Annotated in this window: 25 protein-coding genes; 8 read left to right on the forward strand and 17 right to left on the reverse strand. The window is 63.5% G+C overall.

The genetic code is table 11. The features are described 5' to 3' along the window. Nucleotides 1-62: 62 nt before the first annotated feature. From L3X40_RS01865 to groES, 3 genes are all read right to left on the reverse strand, one after another. A complete protein-coding gene (locus tag L3X40_RS01865; protein WP_237364185.1) occupies nt 63-1,511 on the reverse strand; it encodes a type I restriction enzyme endonuclease domain-containing protein in 1,449 nt (482 codons plus the stop codon). A gap of 785 nt (nt 1,512-2,296) precedes the next feature. After that, complete coding sequence (groL, locus tag L3X40_RS01870; RefSeq protein WP_066556309.1) at nt 2,297-3,922, reverse strand: chaperonin GroEL; 1,626 nt, start codon at nt 3,920-3,922, stop codon at nt 2,297-2,299. A 54-nt stretch (nt 3,923-3,976) separates the two neighbouring features. Beyond that, on the reverse strand, nt 3,977-4,291 hold the full coding sequence (gene groES / locus L3X40_RS01875; protein WP_066556311.1) for a co-chaperone GroES: 315 nt from the start codon (nt 4,289-4,291) through the stop codon (nt 3,977-3,979). 252 nt (nt 4,292-4,543) lie between these two features. Between groES and L3X40_RS01880 the strand changes: the two genes are divergently transcribed. The 3 genes from L3X40_RS01880 to L3X40_RS01890 all read left to right on the forward strand — a co-directional run bounded on the left by L3X40_RS01880 (nt 4,544) and on the right by L3X40_RS01890 (nt 5,408). Next, the gene (locus L3X40_RS01880; protein WP_066556320.1) at nt 4,544-4,780 is read left to right on the forward strand and encodes a hypothetical protein; all 237 of its coding nucleotides are present in this window, start codon (nt 4,544-4,546) and stop codon (nt 4,778-4,780) included. Beyond that, nucleotides 4,777-5,046, forward strand: coding sequence for an usg protein (locus L3X40_RS01885; protein ID WP_066556322.1), 270 nt, complete (start codon nt 4,777-4,779; stop codon nt 5,044-5,046). Before L3X40_RS01880 ends, L3X40_RS01885 begins: the two co-directional genes overlap by 4 nt. Nucleotides 5,047-5,120: 74 nt before the next feature. Beyond that, nucleotides 5,121-5,408, forward strand: a complete 288-nt coding sequence (locus L3X40_RS01890; RefSeq protein ID WP_236036561.1) for a hypothetical protein — start codon at nt 5,121-5,123, stop codon at nt 5,406-5,408. A 50-nt stretch (nt 5,409-5,458) separates the two neighbouring features. Here the strand turns inward: L3X40_RS01890 and L3X40_RS01895 are convergent, their stop codons facing one another. The 5 genes from L3X40_RS01895 to L3X40_RS01915 form a co-directional block, all read right to left on the reverse strand. Beyond that, nucleotides 5,459-6,019, reverse strand: coding sequence for a hypothetical protein (locus L3X40_RS01895; RefSeq protein ID WP_145907229.1), 561 nt, complete (start codon nt 6,017-6,019; stop codon nt 5,459-5,461). 38 nt (nt 6,020-6,057) lie between these two features. Continuing rightward, nucleotides 6,058-6,546: an NADH dehydrogenase ubiquinone Fe-S protein 4 gene (locus L3X40_RS01900; RefSeq protein ID WP_066556325.1), complete on the reverse strand. Its 489-nt coding sequence runs from the start codon at nt 6,544-6,546 to the stop codon at nt 6,058-6,060. Continuing rightward, the gene (locus L3X40_RS01905; protein WP_066561595.1) at nt 6,530-7,051 is read right to left on the reverse strand and encodes an Hsp20/alpha crystallin family protein; all 522 of its coding nucleotides are present in this window, start codon (nt 7,049-7,051) and stop codon (nt 6,530-6,532) included. The genes L3X40_RS01900 and L3X40_RS01905 overlap by 17 nt, the downstream gene beginning before the upstream one ends. Nucleotides 7,052-7,147: 96 nt before the next feature. After that, a complete protein-coding gene (locus L3X40_RS01910) occupies nt 7,148-7,621 on the reverse strand; it encodes an Hsp20 family protein (RefSeq protein WP_066561596.1) in 474 nt (157 codons plus the stop codon). Nucleotides 7,622-7,971: 350 nt separating this feature from the next. Next, nucleotides 7,972-8,733 (reverse strand): AraC family transcriptional regulator, encoded by a 762-nt coding sequence (locus L3X40_RS01915; protein WP_066556329.1) that lies wholly within the window; start codon nt 8,731-8,733, stop codon nt 7,972-7,974. Nucleotides 8,734-8,826: 93 nt separating this feature from the next. On the opposite strand from L3X40_RS01915, the gene L3X40_RS01920 reads away from it, so the two are divergent. The 4 genes from L3X40_RS01920 (at nt 8,827) to L3X40_RS01935 (ending at nt 12,884) form a co-directional block, all read left to right on the forward strand. Then, nucleotides 8,827-10,032: an MFS transporter gene (locus L3X40_RS01920; protein WP_066556332.1), complete on the forward strand. Its 1,206-nt coding sequence runs from the start codon at nt 8,827-8,829 to the stop codon at nt 10,030-10,032. A 274-nt stretch (nt 10,033-10,306) separates the two neighbouring features. Beyond that, nucleotides 10,307-11,140 (forward strand): universal stress protein, encoded by an 834-nt coding sequence (locus L3X40_RS01925; protein ID WP_066556336.1) that lies wholly within the window; start codon nt 10,307-10,309, stop codon nt 11,138-11,140. 323 nt (nt 11,141-11,463) lie between these two features. Then, nucleotides 11,464-12,087, forward strand: coding sequence for a hypothetical protein (locus L3X40_RS01930; protein WP_066556339.1), 624 nt, complete (start codon nt 11,464-11,466; stop codon nt 12,085-12,087). Nucleotides 12,088-12,470: 383 nt separating this feature from the next. Further along, nucleotides 12,471-12,884: a response regulator gene (locus L3X40_RS01935; protein ID WP_237364187.1), complete on the forward strand. Its 414-nt coding sequence runs from the start codon at nt 12,471-12,473 to the stop codon at nt 12,882-12,884. Between the two features lie 58 nt (nt 12,885-12,942). Here L3X40_RS01935 and L3X40_RS01940 read toward each other — a convergent pair whose 3' ends face one another. The 8 genes from L3X40_RS01940 to L3X40_RS01975 all read right to left on the reverse strand — a co-directional run bounded on the left by L3X40_RS01940 (nt 12,943) and on the right by L3X40_RS01975 (nt 20,678). Further along, the gene (locus tag L3X40_RS01940) at nt 12,943-13,362 is read right to left on the reverse strand and encodes a response regulator transcription factor (protein ID WP_237364189.1); all 420 of its coding nucleotides are present in this window, start codon (nt 13,360-13,362) and stop codon (nt 12,943-12,945) included. Nucleotides 13,363-13,447: 85 nt separating this feature from the next. Continuing rightward, nucleotides 13,448-14,068: a response regulator transcription factor gene (locus L3X40_RS01945; protein WP_066556351.1), complete on the reverse strand. Its 621-nt coding sequence runs from the start codon at nt 14,066-14,068 to the stop codon at nt 13,448-13,450. After that, complete coding sequence (locus tag L3X40_RS01950) at nt 14,058-15,938, reverse strand: PAS domain S-box protein (RefSeq protein ID WP_066556353.1); 1,881 nt, start codon at nt 15,936-15,938, stop codon at nt 14,058-14,060. Before L3X40_RS01950 ends, L3X40_RS01945 begins: the two co-directional genes overlap by 11 nt. A gap of 745 nt (nt 15,939-16,683) precedes the next feature. Next, complete coding sequence (locus tag L3X40_RS01955) at nt 16,684-17,124, reverse strand: baeRF12 domain-containing protein (protein WP_145907232.1); 441 nt, start codon at nt 17,122-17,124, stop codon at nt 16,684-16,686. Between the two features lie 29 nt (nt 17,125-17,153). Further along, a complete protein-coding gene (locus tag L3X40_RS01960; protein WP_237364191.1) occupies nt 17,154-17,864 on the reverse strand; it encodes a phosphoribosyltransferase in 711 nt (236 codons plus the stop codon). Further along, the gene (locus L3X40_RS01965; RefSeq protein ID WP_066556360.1) at nt 17,861-18,514 is read right to left on the reverse strand and encodes a dienelactone hydrolase family protein; all 654 of its coding nucleotides are present in this window, start codon (nt 18,512-18,514) and stop codon (nt 17,861-17,863) included. Before L3X40_RS01965 ends, L3X40_RS01960 begins: the two co-directional genes overlap by 4 nt. After that, nucleotides 18,426-19,853, reverse strand: a complete 1,428-nt coding sequence (locus L3X40_RS01970) for an erythromycin esterase family protein (protein WP_237364193.1) — start codon at nt 19,851-19,853, stop codon at nt 18,426-18,428. Before L3X40_RS01970 ends, L3X40_RS01965 begins: the two co-directional genes overlap by 89 nt. Nucleotides 19,854-19,880: 27 nt before the next feature. Continuing rightward, entirely contained in the window at nt 19,881-20,678 is a 798-nt protein-coding gene (locus L3X40_RS01975; RefSeq protein WP_066556364.1) for a universal stress protein, read from the reverse strand. Between the two features lie 197 nt (nt 20,679-20,875). On the opposite strand from L3X40_RS01975, the gene L3X40_RS01980 reads away from it, so the two are divergent. Beyond that, the gene (locus L3X40_RS01980; RefSeq protein WP_066556366.1) at nt 20,876-21,097 is read left to right on the forward strand and encodes a hypothetical protein; all 222 of its coding nucleotides are present in this window, start codon (nt 20,876-20,878) and stop codon (nt 21,095-21,097) included. Between the two features lie 261 nt (nt 21,098-21,358). Here L3X40_RS01980 and L3X40_RS01985 read toward each other — a convergent pair whose 3' ends face one another. Next, the gene (locus L3X40_RS01985; protein WP_066556368.1) at nt 21,359-22,012 is read right to left on the reverse strand and encodes a BON domain-containing protein; all 654 of its coding nucleotides are present in this window, start codon (nt 22,010-22,012) and stop codon (nt 21,359-21,361) included. Nucleotides 22,013-22,059: the final 47 nt, after the last annotated feature.

Below are 22,059 nucleotides of genomic sequence, written 5' to 3' on the forward strand. Positions count from 1 at the left end.
GGATAAGGGCGAATGTGCGCGGTCAGACTGGAGCGCATCTCGCCTTCTGAATCCGCCGATTTTCAGGCACCAGCCCATGAGGTGCCACCTTGCCGTGCCTGCGTCATCAGGTGCGCCAGCACAGCATCGGTCTTCGCTTCGATTTCCGGCTCGTCATAGCTGCCCGGAAGCCCCTTGTTTTCGTCCCAGAGGTAGTTTCGGATCGTTACCCTGATCTGATCGCGCGTGGCTTGCTTTGCGGCGAAATCCTGCATTGCGTCTATTTGCGACTGAAGGGTTTCATATAGGCCTACCGCCACCTGCTTCAGCCGTTTGATGTCGGCCTTGTCGAGATCGGGTTTCATCAGCAGGTCGAATAACGCCTGTGTTTCTTCCGTCAGCCCTTCCCGAACGGCCCGTTTCTGTTCCTCGTCCAGTTCCCCCGCGAGCACCAGCAGCGCCTCGAACACGCGCTCGATGTTCACCGCATCCTTCTCGCTGTTGTATTCGGCAACCAGTTCTTCGTAGTGCTTCTGGAAATCGGTGCGCAGCGGGTTCTGGCGCAGCATCAGTTCCAGTTTGCGCTGCAAGGCGTCCTTCAGGCTCTGGACCGTGGTGTTCTTTGTCGGGCTGCGCTCGAACTCTCGCTTAAGCTTCTCGAAGTCAATCTTGCTGATGTCATAGAGCCTATCGCCATCGGCGGCTGGATCGGGCTGAATCTCGATGCTGTCATCGACCACGCCCTGCAAAATCCGCATGATGTCGGAAATGTCGGCCTTTTTAACGTCCTCTTCCAGGCTGTTGTAGATCACCTTGATCGCCGCAAACCGCTGGCGATAGGCGTTAACGGCGCGGAAATTGACGCAGGCCTTGAACTTCTTGAACACTTCGCGCGCCATGATCTGGAAACGCTTGCGGCTCTCGTCGTTCTCGTTGACTGCTTCCTTGGCGTCGATGATCGCCTTGTTACGCTCGAACCCGGCTTTTTCGAGAATGTCGAGCAGGCGGAAATTGCGCGCGGCGAGGAATCCTGCGGCGGCGTCGATCGCCTCTTCCAGATCGGCCAGCAGTTCCTCGGGCGGGCGGACAGGATCAGTTTCAGGGCTATCAGGTCCTGCGCCACTGTCGCCAAGAGTCCCGGCATAGGTCGCCAGAGCCTTGCGCAGGTTCTTCAGGATGCCGCAATAATCGACGATCAGGCCGTTGTTCTTGCCCTCGTTTACCCGGTTTGCCCGCGCTATCGCCTGCATCAGTGTATGCGCCTTCAACGGCTTGTCGAGATAGAGCGTGGCAAGCTGACTCGGCTGTATGAGGCCATTGAGAATGGTCTCGCTGAAATGGACGATTCCAACCTCAAGGGACGGATTATCGAGTTGAAGCGGATCCGTGATTCGGCACGGGCCGATGCGGACCGGGCCGAAAACAGGGGAGAGGGCGACGACAATCGAGTGACGCCGGAGCTGCTGCGTCGGTTCGGCATCGAGGCTCGTAAGAAGATCAGGGATCGAGAGGGCGGTTTCCGGCGCCATCATCTCCAGGCGCTAGTTCAGCGGGTGGAGGTCGGAGCCGACGAAATTCGGATCAGGGGATCGAAGCCAAGGCTCCTCCAGACGCTTGTGGCGTCTGGAGGAAACTATGGAGTGGAAACTGCGGCGCACGGCGTTCGCAGTTTCGTTCCGAATTGGCTCCCATTTCCGGATACGTCTAAAACAATTTTACGATTTGCATCAGACGAGGCCCGACAAACCATATCACGATATCGAGCTGTCGCAAGATCTTCCTTATTCCAGCGTGCAGAAGAATCTACCGCATTTGCGTCTGACGCGACCCTCGCACCTCCTCGGGAGCCGACACACGGAATTCGAAAGCGTGACCGCGATCGCGCGGAGCGCGTGCGCTTGGCGGGAGGTCCGAAGCAATCATTGAGGGAGCGTGCCGTCGCCTTCGCTCGAAAGCGAGGTGAGGTTCGGACAAAGGATCTCACCGAGATTGGCGTCCATCGCTGCTATCTAGCCCGCATGTGCGACGAAGGCTTGCTCGTGAAGGTGGGCTATGGCCGCTACCGGGCACCTGATTCAGGGGCTGACCGCGCGGGCGGCGCTGCTTGAGCGTGGGATTACCCAGGTGCAGTCCCATAACTTTTCGTCCCACTGGCGGTCGCGCCTTAGGTGTGATGGAGCCAGCTTATCCGCGGCTTATCCCAAGCAATAGATTGATACACCAAACGTGCTACGTCTTCATTCGAGATCGCTGATCACCTCGGCGCATTGGTGGCCAGAAAGTGAGGCCCGGTCCCGACAGACCGGGCCGTCACGCTTCAATATTCCATCGCCGGCGCAGGCATGGCCGCGCCCTTTTCCTCCTTCGGGGCCTCGGCGACCAGCGCTTCGGTCGTGATGAGGAGCGAGGCTACCGAGGCCGCGTCCTGCAGCGCGGTGCGCACAACCTTGGCCGGATCGATCACGCCCGCCTGGACAAGATCCTGATATTCGCCGGTCGCGGCATTGAAGCCCCAATTATAGTCTGGGCTTTCGAGCAGCTTGCCGACGATCCAGGCTCCGTCCTCGCCGGCATTCTCCGCAATCTGGCGGGCCGGGGCGCGCAGCGCCCGCCGGACAATATCGATGCCCGACTGCTGGTCGTCGTTCGCGGCCTTGAGGCTGTCGAGCGCCTTCAGGGCCCGGAGCAGCGGGACGCCGCCCCCCGGAAGAACGCCTTCCTCTACCGCGGCGCGGGTTGCATGGAGCGCGTCGTCGACCCGGTCCTTCTTCTCCTTGACCTCGACCTCGGTCGCGCCGCCGACACGGATGACCGCGACGCCGCCGGCCAGCTTGGCAAGGCGCTCCTGCAGCTTCTCGCGGTCATAGTCGGATGTGGTGGTGTCGATCTGCTGGCGGATCTGGGCGACACGAGCATCGATATCCGCCTTGGTGCCGACGCCATCGATGATGGTGGTGTTGTCCTTGTCGATCGTGACCTTCTTCGCCCGGCCGAGCATGTTGATCGTGACATTTTCGAGCTTGGTGCCGAGTTCTTCGCTGACGACATTGCCGCTGGTGAGCACGGCGATGTCCTCGAGCATCGCCTTGCGGCGATCGCCGAAGCCCGGCGCCTTGACCGCCGCGACCTTGAGGCCGCCGCGCAGCTTGTTGACGACCAGCGTCGCCAGCGCCTCGCCCTCGACATCCTCGGCGATGATCAGCAGCGGCCGCCCCGATTGGACGACCTTCTCGAGCAGCGGCACCAGCGCCTGCAGGTTCGAGAGCTTCTTTTCGTGGATAAGGATATAGGGATCGTCCAGTTCGACCTTCAGCTGCTCGGCGTTGGTGATGAAATAGGGCGAGAGATAGCCGCGGTCGAACTGCATGCCCTCGACCACTTCCAGTTCGGTGGCGAGACTCTTGGCTTCCTCGACGGTGATCACGCCCTCATTGCCGACCTTCTCCATCGCCTCGGCGAGGATACGGCCGACCTCGCCGTCGCCGTTGGCGGAGATCGTAGCGACCTGCGCGATCTCGTTGTTCGCGCTGACCTTCCTGGCATGGCTTTCGAGATCGGCGACTACCGCGCTGACCGCGAGATCGATACCGCGCTTGAGATCCATCGGATTCATGCCCGCGGCCACGGCCTTCGAGCCCTCGCGGACGATCGCCTGCGCGAGGACGGTGGCGGTGGTGGTACCGTCTCCCGCCAGGTCGTTGGTCTTCGAAGCGACCTCGCGCAGCATCTGCACGCCCATATTCTCGAACTTGTCGGCAAGCTCGATCTCCTTGGCGACAGTGACGCCGTCCTTGGTGATGCGCGGCGCGCCGAAGCTCTTCTCGATCACGACGTTGCGGCCCTTGGGGCCGAGCGTGACCTTCACCGCGTTCGCGAGCGTATCCACGCCGCGCAGCATGCGATCGCGCGCGTCCGACGCAAACTTGACTTCCTTGGCAGCCATCTTGGCTCAACTCCTTTCCAAATTCCTTCCTGAATGTTTGAGGAATGGCGGTGGTCAGGCCGCCTGCTTGAGTTCGGCGTGCGTCTCGATCACGCCGAGGATGTCGCTCTCCTTCATGATGAGCAGCTCCTCGCCGTCGATCTTGACCTCGGTGCCCGACCATTTGCCGAACAGGATCCGGTCACCGGCCTTGACCGACAGGGCAACGAGCGTGCCCTTGTCGTCGCGGGCGCCCGGCCCGACGGCGACGACCTCGCCTTCCTGCGGCTTTTCCTTGGCGGTGTCGGGAATAATAATGCCGCCCGAAGTCTTTTCCTCGGCTTCGATGCGGCGGACGACCACACGGTCGTGCAAGGGGCGGAATTGCATAGGCAGAACCTCCGGTTGCAAAACAAGATGTGATGGTCCTGTCGTTCATCGGAACGACAGGTTCCGCCGAGCTAGGAAAGCCGATTTTTCGGTTCAAGAGGGCATGTGAAAAAATTTGGCACTCGCAGTACAACGGTGCCAATGTTGTCCTTATCAACCACTTGACGCGGCGCGGGGCCGCACCAAAATTCTTCACGCGGCTGTTTGCCGCACCGACGAGAAAGGAGCGACACAAGGAAAGGAGGCGTGCCCATGTCGCAGCCATTTTCGCGTTTTCTGCATCCCTTCGAAGTTGCGCGCCATCCGAGCCTGGAGCCGGAAGTCAAGCGCGCACTGCTCGCATCCTGGGCGTCCGACCGCTCGGCGGTCAGGGATCATCCCGCGCTGCGCAAGCCGCCCGGCGCGCGCCGCGCCGTTCCGATCGACGATGTGCTCGCCGCGATGCGCTCGCTCGACGAGGGTGCCGATCGAGGGCCGTCGCGGCAATGAGCGATCCGGAGTTCATCGCCCAGCTGGAGGGCTATCGCCTCACCACCGCGGAGGTCCACTTTTACCGTCCCGACGCGCCATCGCTGCTGCAGCTGTTCGTCTGGCAGGCGTATGACCTAGCACCGAATTTTCCAGTGCTGTTCGAGTTCCTCGACCATTGGCGGCGCGAGATCGAGGCCGTGCTCCACTCGGTGCGGATCGCGCACGAGCGGCTGATCCGCCCCGCGGAGTGGCGCCCGATCGACGGCGTCATATCGATCCAGTGAAGCGTGGTCCGCTCCGGCGCTGGCGTGAGCGAGGCGGGCGCAACGTCCGCCTCCTGCTCCCGTTCGACGATATCATGGAGTTCGCCTTCGCGCTGCTGTCGCTGTCACCGACCGAGCTGGAAGGCCTGGGCTGGACTTTTGCCGACCGCAAACGGCTGCTCGATCATTTCCTGCGCTCGGGCAAGGCGGCGCAAGGGGTCGCCCCGGACCGTCTCGGAACCATGCCGATCGCGCTCAACCTGCCGCAGCGCGACGTCGACCGGCTGCAGTATTTCGCGCGCCGCGAGCTTCCCAAGGCGGCGAGCAATGCCGGCATGATCGACCGGGTGCTGGCCGCGCTCGATCGCGCTTCCCATCGATAGCGCGGGTGATCCATGAAAGGCCCGGGAGCCAACTGCTCCCGGGTCATCGCTCAACTGCTGTTGGGGCGAGCTTCCGGCTTTTCCGGCGTGGCAACGGCCGGAATTGGCGCGCGCGTTGGCGCTCCGCAGTCGCCCGAGCTGCTCGAGACGACCTTCGGCTGCCGATCGGCCCCGAGCGAGATCACCTGGATGCTTCGGCTGCACATGCCGTTGCCCGTGCTTGTCGAGACGAAGCGATAGCTCACCGTTCCGGCTGGCAGGCTGTCGAACGTGGCGCGGTCCTGGGTTGCGCCGGTTGCCGTCGCGGCGTCGATCATTCGCACCCGCTGCAACATGGCATAAAACTGCCGATCCATGTCGGCGGCGATCCGGTCGAACAGGGTGATAGGCGAGGCGATCGCCAGGTCGGTGAGGCCCACGGGCACGAACTGCAACACCGGTTCGACAGTGACCTTGGGCGCCACATCGCCCTGATACTCGATCCGCGCCAATGAGCCGTCGGGCAGGTCGACGGTCATGACCCGGTTGTGATTGGCGGCCGCCAGGGCCGTTCCCGCAATGGCAGCCGCCGCCGCGCCGGCCAAGACGGCTGTACGAAGCAATTTTCGCATCAAACGTCCTTTCATTGCTGGTTGTGGAGTCGTGAAATCTATCCGGCCAAGCTGAACCGCGGATGACAATCCTCCTCCATATTGGAGACCGGATCGACGGCGCACCAACGTGCAGGCGGCCCCTTGGACGAGCAGCATGAAATGCGGAGCTGCTCTGTTGACAGGGGAGCGGCGACCGAACGCCGATCGGAAGGCGGCCCATGGATCGAGAACCGCACGCCCTGACGCCGGCAAAAGTCCATCGCCGAATCGCGATCGGCGAAGCGCAGCTCGATCGTCTCGAGCGGATCGCCGCTGCCGGTCCAGCCGGTCAGCGGATCCGCTCTCGGGGCCCAGCGGGGCGCGAAGCGGATCCGCCACTGGCCAAGCCGGGCGCGCCCGCCCTGATGGGTGGCGCGCGGCACCGGCTCGACCACGGCGCAGGCATCGGGCGGCAGCGCGCTCGCTGTGCCGGGCCCGGCGCTGTTGTCATTGGCGGATGGCCCGGAACCGGGGTTCCGGGCCGGGCCGTCAGGCCGCCTTGCCATTGACGGGAATGCGGCGGACATTCTCGTTCGCCGCCTCCGTCTTAGGCAGGGTTACCGTGAGCACACCGTTCTTGAAGGTCGCGTTTGCCTTGTCGCGGTCGACACTCTGGGGCAGGCCGATGCGCCGTTCGAAGCGGCCATAGCTGCGCTCCGAATAGCCGCGGTCCCTGTCCTCGACCTCCGAGCGCTTTTCACCCCGCAGGGTAAGGACGCCGTCCTCGACGGTGATCTCGACATCCTTCTCGTCGAGACCCGGCAGTTCGGCCGTGACGCGGATCTCCTTGTCGGTCTCGCCGAGCTCGACATGCGGCCAGCCGGCAGCGCGGTCGAAGCCGGCGAAGGCGGGCACGCCGAAGCCGCGGAAGGCGTCGTCGAACAGCCGGTTCATCCCGCGATGGAGCGAGAGCAACGGATGAGTGTCATTGTCGCGGTTGCGCTCGACGCCGACCGGGACGGGGAGCCGGTTTTCCTGCCGGCTCCAGGGAATGAGATCACGAAATGCCATGATGATCATCTCCTTTTCTGGCTGGAAGTTGGTGGACCCTGCCGGTCGCCGCTGGCGGGGGGTTGCGGCGGCGCCGGCAGGCCACTTTGCCAAGGATCAGGCCGCTTCGAGGGCCTTGTCCTTGGGCGCTTCGATCCGATCCTGGGCAGTCGTGCTGCCGCTGATCGTGATCTTACGCGGCTTCATCGCCTCGGGGACGACACGCTTGAGCGCGATGCTCAACAGGCCGTTCTCGAAGCTGGCGTTGCCGGCCTCGACGAAATCGGCGAGCTGGAAGCGCCGCTCGAAGGCGCGCGCGGCGATACCGCGGTGCAGATACTCGGCCTTGCCGTCGTCGTCGGCGCGCTTGCCGGTGACGCTGAGAAGGTTCTGCTGGGCGACCACCTCGATATCCTCGGGGCGGAAGCCGGCGACCGCCAGCGTGATGCGATAGCTGTCATCGCCTTCCCTCAGAATGTCGAAAGGCGGATAGCCATCGTCTTCACGCGCGCCCGCCTCGAGCAGGTTGAAGAGGCGGTCGAAGCCGACGGTCGAGCGCCGATAGGGCGCAAAGTCGAAGTTGGTTCTCATCTCCAAATCCTCCTGGTGAAGCAACTTGGGCATGAGAAGCGCCGGAAACGGAGAGCCGGCACCCTCTGTGTCCAGCCGGACCCGGTATTGGCGTCCGGCATGGATCAGATAGGAGCGCAAAAGCTCTCTTCAAGATCCTATAAATCATGTCGCAATCGCGTCGGGCGAATTGATATTTCCTCGTCCGTAGATTCGCCAGCGCCGAGAAGGGCGGCCAGCCAAGCTCCCGCCAGGAACCACCAAAATCGAGAAGCAATGATAGCAACCAAATGCTGTTCCTCATTTTCCGATGGCACGTTCGCGCACTGCTAACGACGGGGCGCATCGCCGATTCGCTAGCCTTGTATTGCTCAGGGCAGATATCGGCTTGGAGGAACACCCAAAATACGTCGGAACATCGTCGAGAAGTTCGCCGGGCTGTCATAACCGAGATCGAGTGCGATCGCTGTCACAGATTCGCCCGCAGCGAGCCGCGGCAAGGCCACGGACAGACAAGCCTGCTGGCGCCACTCCGCAAAGCTCATTCCCGTCTCGCGCCGGAAAAGCCGAGTAAAGCGACGGCGATTCATCGCGAGAACATCCGCCCATTGGTCGATCGTCGCTGTCGCTTGCGGTCGCTCCAGAAAAAGGTGGCACTGCGCTGCCAGCTTGGCCTCGCGTGGAAAGGGAACGGCCAGCGGGATCACCGGCGCCTCTTCGAGTTCGGCCACGAGCAGCTTCATGACAAGTCCGTCGCGCCCGACCTCGTCATATTCGAGCGGTACCACGGCGGCTGCGAGCAGGAGCTGGCGCAGCAAAGGTGAAATCGCGACGACGCGACAGGATCGGCCGAAGTCGCGACAGGCACGCGGTTCGATCAGCACGCTGCGGGTTTGGACCGCGCCAACCATGCGTGTCGCATGTGGTGTTCCACCCGGAATCCAGACGGCGCGCTCTGGCGGTGCGACCCAGGCGCCGTCGGGCGTGCTCACTGCGATGACGCCGCTTGCCGCATAGAGCAACTGTACGCGCCGATGCTTGTGCTCGGCGAGCTCGAAGGACGGCGGATAATCATTCCCGATCCCGACCACGGGCCTCGGAACATCCTCATGATCATCTGGATGGCGGTGCATAGGACTGCCCTGCTCTCAAAGTCGATTGGCCCATATGTCGAAGCGGGACGCGCTGGGAAAGGCTAAGCGCCCCTCTCCAGGGAAGGAGCGCGAATGAACGAGACGATAACGCCGACGTCGAAGCCTCAGGCAGCGACCGAGACAGTGTTCGGCGTGATCGTTGCGATCAGCTTCTGCCACCTGCTCAACGACATGATGCAGTCGCTTCTTCCGGCCATCTATCCGGGGCTCAAGGCCGAGTTCGGTCTAAGCTTCGGCCAGATCGGCCTCGTAACGCTCGCCTACCAGGTTACCGCCTCGATCCTACAGCCTTTGGTCGGCCTGTATGCGGACAAGAGGCCGACGCCGCTTGCATTGCCGGGCGGTACGCTCTTCTCGCTCGCCGGCCTCGCGGTGCTATCCGCGGCGCACAGCTACGCCCTTGTGCTGCTCGGCGCGTCGCTGCTCGGTGTAGGTTCTTCTGTCTTCCATCCCGAATCCTCCCGCGTCGCCCGCATGGCCGCGGGGCGACGGCACGGCCTAGCGCAGTCGCTGTTCCAGGTCGGCGGTAATGCCGGCCAGGCGCTGGGCCCACTCGCCGCCGCTTTGGTCGTCGTGCGCTGGGGGCAGTCGAGTCTCGCTTTCTTCGCATTGCTGGCGCTGCTCTCGGGCGCCGTGCTTTGGAACGTCGCCAGCTGGTATCGCCACCACGGCTTGATTCGCTTGAAGGCGGGAGTGCGGGTTTCCGCCGTGGGTCGGCTGGCCGAGGTTCGCGCCGCTCGTGGTATTTCGATCCTGCTGGCGCTGATCTTCTCGAAATATGTCTATCTCGCCAGCCTCACGAGCTACTTCACCTTTTATCTGATCCACCGCTTCGGCGTGTCGGTGCAGAATGCGCAGCTCCATCTTTTCGCCTTCCTCGCGGCGGTAGCGATGGGCACTGTCGCCGGCGGTCCGCTCGGCGACCGCTTCGGACGCAAATACGTAATCTGGTTCTCGATCCTGGGCTGCCTGCCGTTCACACTGCTGCTGCCTCACGTCGGCCTGTTCTGGACAGGGCCGCTGACGATTGTGATCGGCCTGATCCTGGCCTCCGCGTTTCCCGCGATCGTCGTGTTCGCGCAGGAGCTGGTGCCGGGCAAGGTCGGGATGATCTCGGGACTGTTTTTCGGCTTTTCCTTCGGCATGGGCGGGCTCGGCGCAGCGGTGCTCGGCTGGCTCGCCGACCTGACCAGCATCGAGACGGTCTATCAGCTCTGCGCCTTCCTGCCTGCGATCGGGTTGCTCACCGCGCTGCTTCCCGACATCGAACAGAACTGAGTGGCCGGCCTTGCGGTGCCGGTAATGCAGCAATTGCCGCATCTGAAGCGCGCCGATGAAGAGGTCGGTATGCCTTTCATGCCAGAAAAGGAGAGCCGTTGTACCTCTTCGGCTGAGCGCGCCCGGCTATCGGACGCCTTGGCAGATCCCGCAAAGCTGCGGTCGTCTGACCCATACGTAGATGACCCGATAGGGAGGCAAGGCTTCGTGGCCTAGTGACTGCGAAACGCGGGATTAAAGCCCAGCGGACCGACACATCGCAGGAGGTTCACAGGTGAGTTACGCACGTCTGATGGTCCATCTCGAGCTCGGCAAGTCGAACGCCGCGCTGCTCACTGTCGCCGGTGATCTCGCCGAGCGATCTCATGCCAGCCTTGTCGGAATTGCCGCCGCGCAGCCATTGGTCGCCACCCCATATGCCGGCGCCTTCATCTCCGGAGAAGCGATCGAGCTCGACCGAGCGGAGATCGAACGCGAAGCGAAGGTCGCACAGTCCGAATTTCAGACGATATTGAGTGGTCGCGTCGCTGATCTGGAATGGCGCTGCATGGAAACGACCGCGCTGCTTTCGGACTACTTGGCGAGCGAGGCGCGCAGCGTCGATGTCATTGTTACGGCACCCGATCGTGGCGGAGGGTTGCTTCCGGATACCCGACGCACCAGTGTTGGTGACCTGGTGATGCGCGCCGGACGGCCGGTAATCATTGTTCCGACGCATGCTACCGGGCTAAAGCCGGAGCGCGCGCTCGTCGCCTGGAAGGACTGTCGCGAGGCACGGCGCGCCGCGCTCGATGCTTTGCCGCTGCTCGAAATCGCCGGTCATGTGACAGTGGTCGAGGTCGCGAGGAAGGAGGACGAGGCTGCGGCGAGGCGGCGCCTGACAGATGTGGCCGATTGGCTCAAGCGCCATGGGATCCTGGCAGAGATCCTCGTCTCGCCGGCGACCGGTGATGATGTCGCGGCCCTTTCGACACTCGCGAGGGCAGAACGCGCCGACGTCATCGTCGCGGGTGCCTATGGACACAGCCGGCTCCGAGAGTGGACGTTCGGAGGCATGACCGCTGATTTGTTGCTGAATCCCGCATGTTGTGTGCTGCTGTCCCGCTGACCATTTTCGAGACGCTGCAGGACAGCCGGGTTCGGCGCGAATGCGCGATCAATGCCGATGACCGGACATAATCGCGCTGCTCGTGCCGCACACGCGCGCCTCGCCGGCGAATTGACGCTCGCGCCAAATAGCGACGAGTATCCGTAACACTACCGATATGCCCGTCAGGGTCGCAAAGCGAAGCTTTCCTCGCTTACGAAAAGGGGAATCTCCATGCATACGATAGCTAGAATTCGTCAGTCGGTCGATGTCATCTTCCTGTACGGTTTGGCAGCGGGGCTGATGTGGCTCATCGCCGCAACCATCATGGCAAAGCTCCCGGAATGAAGTGTCATCCGCGTGGCGGATGTCTGCTGGCGCTTGGTCTGAGCGCCTTGCTCGCCTTTCCGGTTTCCGCCCCGGCTCGAACCGCTTCTGCCGCCGCCGAAGCAACCACCCCTACCGGCTTCCGCCTCGATCCTGACGGAACCCTGGTGCATGAGGGAAGCGGCACTCGCTTTCCGCGGACGCTCGCGGGCTTCACGCGCGTGACGGAACAGGGCTATGATCCGAGCGGCCAGTATGTTTCGGTCGAATATCGTGCGCCAGCGCGTGATTCAACAATCGTCGTGCGGATTTCACTGGTTCACATCGAGCAGATGTCCGCCAGAGATCACTATGAAATCATGAAATGGCTTGCGCGAAGGTATTTCGATGAAAGCACACCGGTATCCGAAGGCCCCGTTCTTCTTCCCGACATGCCTGAAGATTCGGTGTGGCGCGGGCGATTCCGCGGCAACCGACAAGGCCGGCCGTTTGAATTCAGCCTTACGACGGTCGATTTGGGCTATTGGGGTGCCCGAATTGCAACGGCCTATCCCGAAGCCGGGCATATCGAAGCGGAACAGCGGCTCGATGCATTCATACATGGATTGCGCGCCTTGGCACCGTCCAGGACTGCCCGTTAGGGTCGACTTCTTCCGCTGGCTGTTTGCGCAAGCAGCTCTTCAGGGACGATCTGCGACAATCTATCCTTGGGCGCGCGTCGACCCTTCAATGCGATCTGCAGGATAGGGGTCGCTGCATCTGAAAAGGTCCGGGTGAAAAGCAGTGTTGTGCACGCGCTTTCGCCGACCAGCCGCTGGGCCGCCCACGAGATGGCCAACATCGACGGCTGCTTCCGTCCGAAGCTTCGCGAAGGTAGCGCAACAGCCGGGCGATAATCTCGCGATCGAGTGCCGATCCCGCGATCCACCTTCACCTGGGAAATTTACGGAGTTCGGAGCGTTCACCCTGGCGTTAGATTCTCTGAACCGAATTCCCGGAGGGTAGCTCAGATTGCCTGCTGCGCGTGACAGATAATCCCGCAGATCCGCAGGTTTCAGAACCGATGGTCCTCGTGGTCGAAAGCGACGCCGGGCTAAGGCGCGCGATGCACCTTTTGCTCATCGCGCGGGGTTATGGCGTGAAGGCCTACGCAGATGAGGGCTTCCTCATCGGCGACCCTGCGACGAGGGATGGAGCGTGCCTGATCGCCGAGTACCGCCCCCCATATGCCGACGGCATCGGTCTCCTGCGTCAACTTCGGGCTGCCCGCTGGCACCATCCCGCCATCTTAACAACTGACGATCGTTCGGCCGAGACTGAGTCGCGCGCTCACGGTGCGGGCTATGCGCATGTTCTCCGCAAGCCATTCGCTCATCACGTCCTACTGGACCTCGTCGACGGGGTTCTGTCGCGCGGCCCGCGTCAGGCGCGAGAATGACACTTCCGGCCATCACGCATTTAAGGTTTGATCGCCGGCATAGGTCTGCGGTGCGGTTTCACGAGGGAGCCGTACTGAAGGCGGCTGGGTTCGCCGTGATACGGGCGACTGCGTCAACAAGCGCGTGCTCGCGCAACGGCTTGTCGATGACTATGCTGAAGCCATCCTTCGTCGCCCGCTCCACCAGTTCTGGTGATATATAGGCGGTGATGAGTATCGCCGGTTGCTGCCATCCTCTCGCACGAAGGAATCGCAGAACTTCGATTCCGTCCATTCCCGGCATGCGATAGTCCGCAACGAGGCAGATCGCCTCATCCGCGAGCGGATCTGCAAGCAGCGCCGCGCTGGATGCGTATGACCGTATGTCATAGCCTTTGCCATGAAGGAGAAGCTGGAGGGACCGCCGCACGCCCGGGTCGTCCTCCACTAGCAGGATCTTCGGGCGCGCCGTCGGGAGAACTCCGATGTTGCTACTCATGCTCGTCTCACATTGACCGGCTCAAAAAGCTGGCCGGGTGCAAGGAATCGCAGCAAAACCGGATCAAGTCGCTACGTAGAGGTCCCTATGACCCCTGTCCGACATTGGCGGCGAACGCGATACGTAGCGCGTCGGAGAGGCTGCGGACCCCCAGCTTTGCCATCAGATTGGCGCGATGCACCTCCACGGTTCGTGGCGATATGCCAAGATCATAGGCGATCGTCTTGTTGGGCAATCCATCAGCCAGGCCCTTGAGAACGTCCTGCTCGCGCCCCGTCAGCGCCGAAATCATGACCGCGGCGTCGGCGGCGCGGGCCGCACGCCGGCCGCTGTCGTCGAGCCGCTCGAAGGCGGCGGCGATGGCGTCCAGCATCACTGCCTTCTCAAATGGCTTTTCGATGAACTCGACGGCCCCCGCCTTCATCGCGCGCACTGCAATTGAGATGTCCCCATGTCCGGTGAGAATGATGACGGGCATGACGACGCCCCGTTCGCGGAGCGCCTGCTGCACCTCAAGGCCGTCCATCTCGGGCATGCGCACATCGAGCAGGATGCATCCCGGCTCGGCGTGGCGCACCTCGCGAAGAAAGGCGACACCCGACGGATAGGTGGAGACCGAAAATCCAGCAGTCTTGAGCATGAAGCCAGCGGATCGCCGAATCGATTCCTCATCGTCCACGATATGGATCATACGTCTAGTCGTCATTGGCGTTCTCCGGCTCGGCTTCAACGAGCGTAAAGTGAAATTGAGAGCCGCCCTCGGCGCGCGGTTCCAGCCATATTCGACCGCCATTCGCCTCGACGATGGTGCGGCAGATCGAAAGCCCAAGCCCCATGCCCTCGCTCTTCGTGCTGACAAAGGCGGTAAAAAGCTGCTCCGCAACTTCAGACGACACGCCGGGCCCTGTGTCGGCGACCGTGACGCGGATGAAGCCTGCTCTCTCGCGGCGGGAGATGACCCACAGATGCCGTTCGGATGAGCCAGCCATCGCCTCCACCGCGTTGCGAAGGAGATTGATCAGCACCTGCTGGATCTGCACCTTGTCGAGGAGCACTTTCGAGGCGCCGGGATCGAGATCGAACTGGGCGTCGACACCTTTCTCCTGAGCGCCCATAAGCCCCAGCGCCGCCGCTTCATGGATGAGGGAAGGGAGGTCTTCGACCGTCTTCTCGACCTCCCCGCGCGCCACGAAGTCGCGTAGCCGCCGGACGATCTGTCCGGCGCGAAGAGCCTCTCGAACCGTATCCTCGAGGGCTTCGCGGATCATCGGCAGATCCTCGGGATTCGCCTCGGCGAGAAGGTCGCGCACAGCCTCCACATAATTGGCGACCGCTGTGATCGGCTGGTTGAGCTCGTGGGCGAGGGTCGACGCCATGGTCCCCATCGCGCTCACCCGCGCGACATGGATCAGCTTGGACTGCAGTTCATCGAGGCGCTCCTGGGTCTCCTGCCGTTCTGTCAAATCCCGGATGAAGCCGGTAAAGACACGCTGGCTCTCGCCGATGGCTTCACCCACGGACAGTTCCATCGGGAAGGTCGAACCGTCGCGCCGCGCACCGATCACGACACGTCCGATCCCGATGATCCGCCGCTCGCCGGTCGAAAGATAGCGCTGGAGATAACCGTCATGTCGCTCGCGATCGGGCGATTGCATGAGCATGCTCACGTTCAGTCCTCGAACTTCGCTCTCGGAATAGCCGAACATGCGTTCCGCCGCGGCGCTGAACGAGAGAATGATGCCTTGCTCGTCGATCACGATCATTCCATCGGGAACCGTCGAGAGGATTGACCGGAGATGGTTGGCGCTGGCCTTGTGAGCGCTCTCGGCCGCACGTTCGTTCGTCGCGTCGCGGACCACCTTGCCAAAGCCCCGCAACTCTCCACTGTCATCGCGAAGCGCCGTGATCGAGACATGCGCGAGGAACTCGGAACCATCCTTTCGCAGCCGCCAATCTTCCTCCTCGAATTTCCCCTGCTCGCGCGCGCGTCTCAGATCGGCTTCGGGCTTGCCGGCCTGGACGGCATCCGCCGGATAGAAGACGGAACAATGCTTGCCGACGATCTCCTGCTCGGTCCAACCCTTCAGCCGCTCGGCTCCCTCGTTCCAGATCGTGACGCGCCCTTCGGGATCGAGCATGTAAATGGCGTATCCCTGTGCGCCATCGATGAGGAGGTTGAGTTCGTCGGCAATCTCCGAAAGCTGGCTCCGGCGGCGCTGGTCCAGCGCGGCACGTCCGCGTCGCAGGAACGTGCTGCGCACGTCGAGCAGGGCGATGCCTGCGGCCACCAGCAACGACAGCACGAGATCGAAGGAGGTGGTCGCGGGCGATGCGCGATATGTCGCGATCAGCCCGCCGATCAGGATCGCGAGAACGGCCGCGATCGTCGCCGATCCGGTCGGACCCAGTGCTGCGGCGATAATGATCGAAAGAACCAGGAGGAGGTAAGGGCTGTGGTTGACGCCCGAAGCCCGAAGCGCAAGTTCTAAAGGGACGACGAGAAGGACAGGCACGACGGCGATTGCACAAGCCCCGCCGGAGGGAGGAGTGAATTTATCGTCGACATCGCCCTTCATTGCACTTCCATCTAAAATTCGTCCGTTCCTTCGCGCGCGTGCTGCATTCTGCTCCTCGGGATATCCGATTAGACATTTTTTCATCAATCGCTATTCGCCAGGAGAAGATCGTCTGTTTTCCTTCAGCCATCCGCCTTTCTGCGGTTCCAGAGCGCCACCCGGAAAATGTGCGAATCGGTCGATGCGTCCGTTGCGCCGTTCGCACGGCACCCGAGGCTTCTATCTGCGGCGCGGCCATTCGGCAGCATCAAAACGCTCCTCCACGACAGGGCTCGCTCACAATCTCCCGCCGCCCCAACGTCCGGCCGGAGCGGACCGGCTTGCCACAAACAGCCATCCATCGTTTGATCGGGGGGCAGAAATCTAGGATGCATCACGCCGCATAGTGGCTTTCCAATGCTGCCGCGCGCCCCGCCAGCCGGGACGGTTGATCGCGCGCAAACATAGGAAAACGCGCCCGGCGTATTCCCCGAAGGTATTGTATTCCGCAGGCCGCCCGACCGAAGCCGAGAACCCATGTTTGCCGCGCGATTGCGGACCCCTCCTCACGATCAAGATTGGAGGGGCAAGGTGAGGCTATGCCGATCGTATCCGCTTGTCCATAAGCTAACCCGACCGGTGCCTTCGCCGGCGTGCCAAGTTGCTGGAAATTAAGGCTAGTCGCCGACGCATCGGCTAGGCTGGCCCGAGCGATCGCTCGCACCGCGCCGGACCGCGCGACCGCCCCGCCTGGTGTGTGGAGGCTTCAGGGCTGATATGATCGCAGGAGGGCCAGGATATCCGGAGCGTCGCGTTGAGCGAAGTCCTTGGCAATCTCCGCGAGAATTTGGGCATGCCTCTTCGGGTCGAGCTCGCTCCGGAGCGTGCCCAGCATATGCGGCGGCGCGATCAGGATCAGGGGGGCGTCCTCCCGATTGAGCGAGGCGATTGCCTGCAGCGCTGCGTGGCCGAACCTGTCCTCCCTGCGCTGGTGAAGGTCGGAATTCTGATAGGCACTACGTTTCGGAACCGCGCTGCCGAAGCTGCGTCCTGGAGCGCTCGTGCCCATGGCGCTGGTCGGTGGATTTCTAATTGTCTGCTCTTTCAGAAGCTCCAGATCGGGTGCGGCGTCGGTGCCACGGTTGCGCAGCACCTGCATGTGGCTGCCATCGACGACCAGGATTGTCGTATCATGAGGAATGAGCATCTTCTGTTCCTTATCCGAGGGCTGATCTGTCAACCGCGAAAGGAGGGGGCGCGCGCTGGCAGGCGCCTCGGCCGGCCGAAGGCACGGGCCTCGCGAACCAGCCGGATCACCTCCTCGTCCGTCGTCTGGTCGAACACGACATAATGCGCGCCGACGGCATAAAAGGGTTCGGGCTGCGTGAGGCAGACGACCTCGTCGCACTCCGGAGCAATCTCCGCGAGGCTGTCGCGCGGGGCGACAGGTATGGCGAGAACGAGGCGGGCCGGGTGATTCTTGCCCAGCCCCATGACCGCGGCCTTGACGGTGCCGCCGGTCGCGATGCCGTCGTCCACGACGATCACAGTGCGTCCCGTCACCTCCGCGGCGACGCGACTGCCCACATAAGACCGCCGGCGGCGATCGATTTCAGCGAGCTGGCGTCGCATCTCGGCGCGGATATAGTTCGGGCTCGGCGCGAGCTGGCGGACGATGTCCTCGTTGAGCACGAGTTGCGGGTCGGCGCCGTCCACCACCGCGCCGATGCCCAGTTCCTCATGACCCGGCGCCCCGAGCTTGCGGACGAACAGCAGATCCATCTCCGCGTCGAGCGCCCTGGCGACCTCGAACGCGACCGGCACACCGCCGCGCGGGAGCGCCAGCACCAGCGGATGTGCCGCCGCCAGATGCGTCAGCGCCGCCCCCAGCGTGCGGCCCGCCTCAAGCCTGTCCTGGAATTCGGGTTGCTGCTGGACCATGTTCATATGTCCCGGAAATATCGCAGGAACCACCGCGCGGCGTGGTCGATCACTTCGTCGAGCGTTCCCGGCTCCTCGAATAGGTGGGTCGCGCCGGGTACGACCGCCAACTCGCTCTCCGCGTGAAGGTGCCGCATCGCCACGCGGTTGAGCTCGATCACCGGCAGGTCCCGGCCGCCCACGATCAGAAGCGTGGGCGCGCGCACATGTGCGAGGGCGGCCGAGCCCGCGAGGTCAGGCCGACCGCCGCGCGAGACGATCGCGGCCACGCGCGAGGCGCCATCGGACGCGGCGAGCAGGGCGGCGCCCGCGCCCGTGCTCGCGCCGAAATAGCCCACCGGCAGCGCGGCGATCCCGGGCAGCAAACCCGTCCATTCGGTGGCGCCCTTCAACCGGCTCGCCAGGAGCGGGATGTCGAACACATTGGCGCGTTCCTGCTCTTCCCTCGGCGTCAGCAGGTCGACCAGCAGCGTCGCCAGACCCGCATCGCGGAGACCCCGCGCGACATGATTGTTGCGCGGACTGAGGCGCCCGCTGCCGCTGCCGTGCGCGAAAATGACCATTCCCCTAGCGCCGGGCGGCACGCCCAGCAGCCCCTTGAGCCCATCCGGCTGAACGGTGACGGGAATCGGATCGTGCGCGGCGATGGCGACCATGGTCACAGTCCGAAGGGCCAGGTTTCGGGCCGCCGTGGGGGCGCTCATGTCCCAGCGGGGTCACCGCTGTCGTCTGCTCGAACCAGACCCAGGCATCGAATTGCTCCGCCAGCACGGCCTCGAAATAATGGCTGAGGCGCTCGGTCTCCGGGCGGTAGACGACGCCTATCGCGCGCTCGAGCAATGGCTCGCGCAGCAACTCGGCGAGCGCCGGGTTCCTGCGCCAGTCGGTCAACGTCCGAACGAGGCCGGTGGACCGGAACGCATGCTCGTAGCTGTCGGGGCGTGCCGGCTGCACGGTCTTGATCTGCATGTCGGCGCCCCAGTCGCTGGCGGCGGCGACTGTGCCGGTATCGGTGCCGAAGCCGATCGACACGACGTCATCGCCATGCGCCATCCTGCACAGCTCGCCGATGTTGAACTCTCCCTGCCAGCCCATCGCGGTGGCGGCGGCGTTGCCGACATGGCTGTTGTGCGCCCAAACCACCGCCTTCGCGCCGTCGCCGCGATGCGCGAGCAGCGCTTGGAGCGTTTCGAACATGTGCCGGTCGCGCAGGTTCCAGCTCTCGGTCGAGCTGCGGTACATGGCGCGATAATAGCGCTCGGCCGCCCGCACGATGCGAGCATTCTGCACCGCGTCGAACCAGGCTTCGCCGTCTCCGGCCAGATACTCCAACCGATGGACCAGCAGCTCACGGAGCTGCGCAATCGCCCGGTCCTCGCAACTCGGCCGGCCGCCGTGAACCACCGCGCGACCGTAGTGCGCGGGCTCGTCCTGCCATGGTGTGAGGCAGCCATAGCGATGGCGCGCGTCGGCCGCCGCCGCCGGATCGACCTTGTCGAGATAGGTGAGGACGGCATGGATCGACTCGCTGAGGCTGTAGACGTCGAGACCGTGGAACGAGACGCGTTGCGCCTCGGCCAGCGCGGCGTTGTGGCCGCGCATCCAGTCGGCGAACTGCAGCACCTCGGTGTTGCGCCACGTCCACGTCGGAAACCGCACGAAGGAATCGCCGCGGCGCGGGCGCGGCGCCTGATGGCGGACATAGTCGTCGATCTGCGCCGCATCCGGCCAGTCGGCTTCGACGGCCACGATGTTGAAGCCATGGCGCTCGATCAGGCGGCGCGTGATCGCGCCGCGCGCGCGATAAAATTCGGAGGTGCCGTGGGTCGCCTCGCCCAGCAGGACGACGCGCGCATCGCCGAAGCGATCGAAGAAACCGCCGAACTCGTCGAAGCGATCGGGCGGGGGGAGGGGCTCGGCGTGGCGGCGCAACGCCGCGACAAGGTCCGCCGGCGCTTTCCTGCCGATCGGATCGTGCAGTGCCGCGTTCGCCATCACGCTCTCCTTTCAGCGTCGCCGCGTTCAATGGCCCAGGAGGAGCGGCACCGGGCTCTCGGCGAGCATCCGCCGGGTTACGCCGCCGAGGAGGGTCTCACGCAGGCGCGAATGGCCATAGGCTCCTACAACGCAGTAGGCCGGCTGACGCTCCCGACAGAGAACCAGAAGTGCATCGCTCACCTTCGATTCCGGCGGAACGTCGCGATCGATGCGGGCATGGATGCCATGGCGCGAGAGATAGGCCGCGGCATCTTCCGCGGGCGCGCCGTCGGTCTTGCCGATCTCCAGGATCGTCACTCCGTTCGCGAGTGCGAGGAGCGGCGTCACCGCGCGAAGCGTTTCGGCGACCGCCGGAGAACCGTTCCACGCAACCAGCACATGCCCGCCGGCATCGAGTTTCCGGGCCTGCTGCGGGACCGCCAGGATCGGCTTCCCGGCACGCATCACGACGTCCGATACGATTGCCCGCATGTCTGGAGGTTCGTGATCGGCGAATGCGGTGTTGAGCACGATGATGTCGGCGAGGCCAGCCTCTGCTTCAACCAGCGCCGCAATATCGCCGGTTCCATCAGCCCAGTCCCAGGCGACGTCCTCAACGGCAAGCCGCGCCTCGATCCGGCTCTTATTCAGCGCTTCGCGGTCGCGAGCGTCGGCGAGCAGGGCAACTTCGGCATCGATCATCGTATAGTCCATCACGGCTGGCAGCTGCACGACATCGAGGCACGTGAGATGCCCGGACAGGGCCCGGACGAGATCAAGCGCCGCCTGAAAGCGAGCCTCTTCACCCGCGTCGTCGTGTATCAGCAGCAGAACATTTTTCATGTCGTTCTCCGGTCCGTCCAGCCTGCAAGGGCATTGAAGTGCCGCTAGAATGGCGGCGGACTTTCCGAAGATCATTACGTGAGGATACGGAGGCCGCGGCGGATCTGCGCACTGCGTAGACTTCCGGATATCGAGCATGTGCCGCGCTGCATACGATTGTCCGGATTAGAATTGAGGAACCAAAGTAGGAGGCCAGCATGAACCGGCCAGTCGAAGTACACGCCAAGCGTCCCAGCGACGGTGCCACTCGCTTGCGGATCGGATTGATCATGCTCGGTGGCGTGGTCGCAAGCCAAGTCATCGTAACGGTGGCGGTCGGAGCCGACCCCCTGCAGCGATGGGCGCCGACGCCGACGGTCCACGTCCAGGCCGAAGCGCGCGATTCGGGCGTGACGCAACATCTTGTCAGCTCGCGCTGACGCGCATCCAGCTTGGCTCGGCTGCTGAACGGTCGGCATTCTGGCGCAAGCAAAGGCCGCGCCGGGTCAGAGAAGCAGTCGATCATCACCCGCGCCCGAGATCTCGGATCGCCGGGTTGCTGCAATTTGCTGATGGGATTTCAACTTATTGCAAGGTGCTGATCCTCAGCAACAGCGCGCGCATCCTTCCGTTCGGCGCAGATTGTCAGGAGGGCCGCCGGGCAGGCCCGGCGGCCCTCGACGCATCCGGCTCGGTAACGCTCAGTAGGCGACGACGATATTGTCATCGACCTTGGTGACTCCGGGAGCGGACCATGCGGCACGCTCGGCAATCTGGCGCTCGTTCCACGCCTTGACCTTTCCGCTCAGCGTCACCTTGCCGCCGTCGGTAAGCACCGTCACCGTCGCCGCATCGAGGTCGGCCTGGCGCTTGATCGCGGCCACGATCCGGTCCTTGACATCGTGGGCGGTCGGCAGCCTACGCAGTTCGATCTGGTTGCTGACGCCGGTGACGCCAGTGACCTTTCCGGCGACCTTGCGGGCTTCGTCGCTCTGATAATACCAGTCGACGGTGCCGGTAAGCGTGACCCAGCCATGCTCGACCTTCACCTTGATCTTGTCGTCCGGGATCGAGACATTCCAGGCGAACATGTCGAGGATGCGCTTGGCGATCTCGTGATCGGCCGTCTTCGGATCCGACGCGAAGCGCACCTTGATCTCCTCGGCGATCGCCTTGACGCCGGCCACGCGCCGCGCCGCCTTCTCGGCCGCCAGCTTCTCGGAGTAGGTTTTCACGAACCCCGACAGTGTCACCACGCCATCGGTCACCGCCACGCCGATATCGGCATGGTCGACGCTCGGCTCCCATTCCAGCTCCGCCATCACGTCGCGCTGTAGTTGACTGTCGCTCTTCATCTCAGCTCTCCTTGCTCGCAGAAATGACCGTCCCAAGCCGGGAGGCC

The sequence above is a fragment of the Rhizorhapis sp. SPR117 genome (assembly GCF_021742065.1).

What these genes read in the sequence shown, in the direction of transcription:
- L3X40_RS01895 (WP_145907229.1), bottom strand. Translation starts at nt 6,019, where the DNA reads ATGCGAAAATTGCTTCGTACAGCCGTCTTGGCCGGCGCGGCGGCGGCT.
- L3X40_RS01960 (WP_237364191.1), bottom strand. Translation starts at nt 17,864, where the DNA reads ATGAACATGGTCCAGCAGCAACCCGAATTCCAGGACAGGCTTGAGGCG.
- L3X40_RS01985 (WP_066556368.1), bottom strand. Translation starts at nt 22,012, where the DNA reads ATGAAGAGCGACAGTCAACTACAGCGCGACGTGATGGCGGAGCTGGAA.
- L3X40_RS01930 (WP_066556339.1), top strand. Translation starts at nt 11,464, where the DNA reads ATGAAGTGTCATCCGCGTGGCGGATGTCTGCTGGCGCTTGGTCTGAGC.
- L3X40_RS01915 (WP_066556329.1), bottom strand. Translation starts at nt 8,733, where the DNA reads ATGCACCGCCATCCAGATGATCATGAGGATGTTCCGAGGCCCGTGGTC.
- L3X40_RS01945 (WP_066556351.1), bottom strand. Translation starts at nt 14,068, where the DNA reads ATGACGACTAGACGTATGATCCATATCGTGGACGATGAGGAATCGATT.
- L3X40_RS01865 (WP_237364185.1), bottom strand. Translation starts at nt 1,511, where the DNA reads ATGATGGCGCCGGAAACCGCCCTCTCGATCCCTGATCTTCTTACGAGC.
- groES (WP_066556311.1), bottom strand. Translation starts at nt 4,291, where the DNA reads ATGCAATTCCGCCCCTTGCACGACCGTGTGGTCGTCCGCCGCATCGAA.
- L3X40_RS01900 (WP_066556325.1), bottom strand. Translation starts at nt 6,546, where the DNA reads ATGGCAAGGCGGCCTGACGGCCCGGCCCGGAACCCCGGTTCCGGGCCA.
- L3X40_RS01950 (WP_066556353.1), bottom strand. Translation starts at nt 15,938, where the DNA reads ATGAAGGGCGATGTCGACGATAAATTCACTCCTCCCTCCGGCGGGGCT.
- L3X40_RS01955 (WP_145907232.1), bottom strand. Translation starts at nt 17,124, where the DNA reads ATGCTCATTCCTCATGATACGACAATCCTGGTCGTCGATGGCAGCCAC.
- L3X40_RS01970 (WP_237364193.1), bottom strand. Translation starts at nt 19,853, where the DNA reads ATGGCGAACGCGGCACTGCACGATCCGATCGGCAGGAAAGCGCCGGCG.
- L3X40_RS01905 (WP_066561595.1), bottom strand. Translation starts at nt 7,051, where the DNA reads ATGGCATTTCGTGATCTCATTCCCTGGAGCCGGCAGGAAAACCGGCTC.
- L3X40_RS01965 (WP_066556360.1), bottom strand. Translation starts at nt 18,514, where the DNA reads ATGGTCGCCATCGCCGCGCACGATCCGATTCCCGTCACCGTTCAGCCG.
- L3X40_RS01880 (WP_066556320.1), top strand. Translation starts at nt 4,544, where the DNA reads ATGTCGCAGCCATTTTCGCGTTTTCTGCATCCCTTCGAAGTTGCGCGC.
- L3X40_RS01940 (WP_237364189.1), bottom strand. Translation starts at nt 13,362, where the DNA reads ATGAGTAGCAACATCGGAGTTCTCCCGACGGCGCGCCCGAAGATCCTG.
- L3X40_RS01890 (WP_236036561.1), top strand. Translation starts at nt 5,121, where the DNA reads ATGGAGTTCGCCTTCGCGCTGCTGTCGCTGTCACCGACCGAGCTGGAA.
- L3X40_RS01885 (WP_066556322.1), top strand. Translation starts at nt 4,777, where the DNA reads ATGAGCGATCCGGAGTTCATCGCCCAGCTGGAGGGCTATCGCCTCACC.
- groL (WP_066556309.1), bottom strand. Translation starts at nt 3,922, where the DNA reads ATGGCTGCCAAGGAAGTCAAGTTTGCGTCGGACGCGCGCGATCGCATG.
- L3X40_RS01980 (WP_066556366.1), top strand. Translation starts at nt 20,876, where the DNA reads ATGAACCGGCCAGTCGAAGTACACGCCAAGCGTCCCAGCGACGGTGCC.
- L3X40_RS01920 (WP_066556332.1), top strand. Translation starts at nt 8,827, where the DNA reads ATGAACGAGACGATAACGCCGACGTCGAAGCCTCAGGCAGCGACCGAG.
- L3X40_RS01975 (WP_066556364.1), bottom strand. Translation starts at nt 20,678, where the DNA reads ATGAAAAATGTTCTGCTGCTGATACACGACGACGCGGGTGAAGAGGCT.
- L3X40_RS01910 (WP_066561596.1), bottom strand. Translation starts at nt 7,621, where the DNA reads ATGAGAACCAACTTCGACTTTGCGCCCTATCGGCGCTCGACCGTCGGC.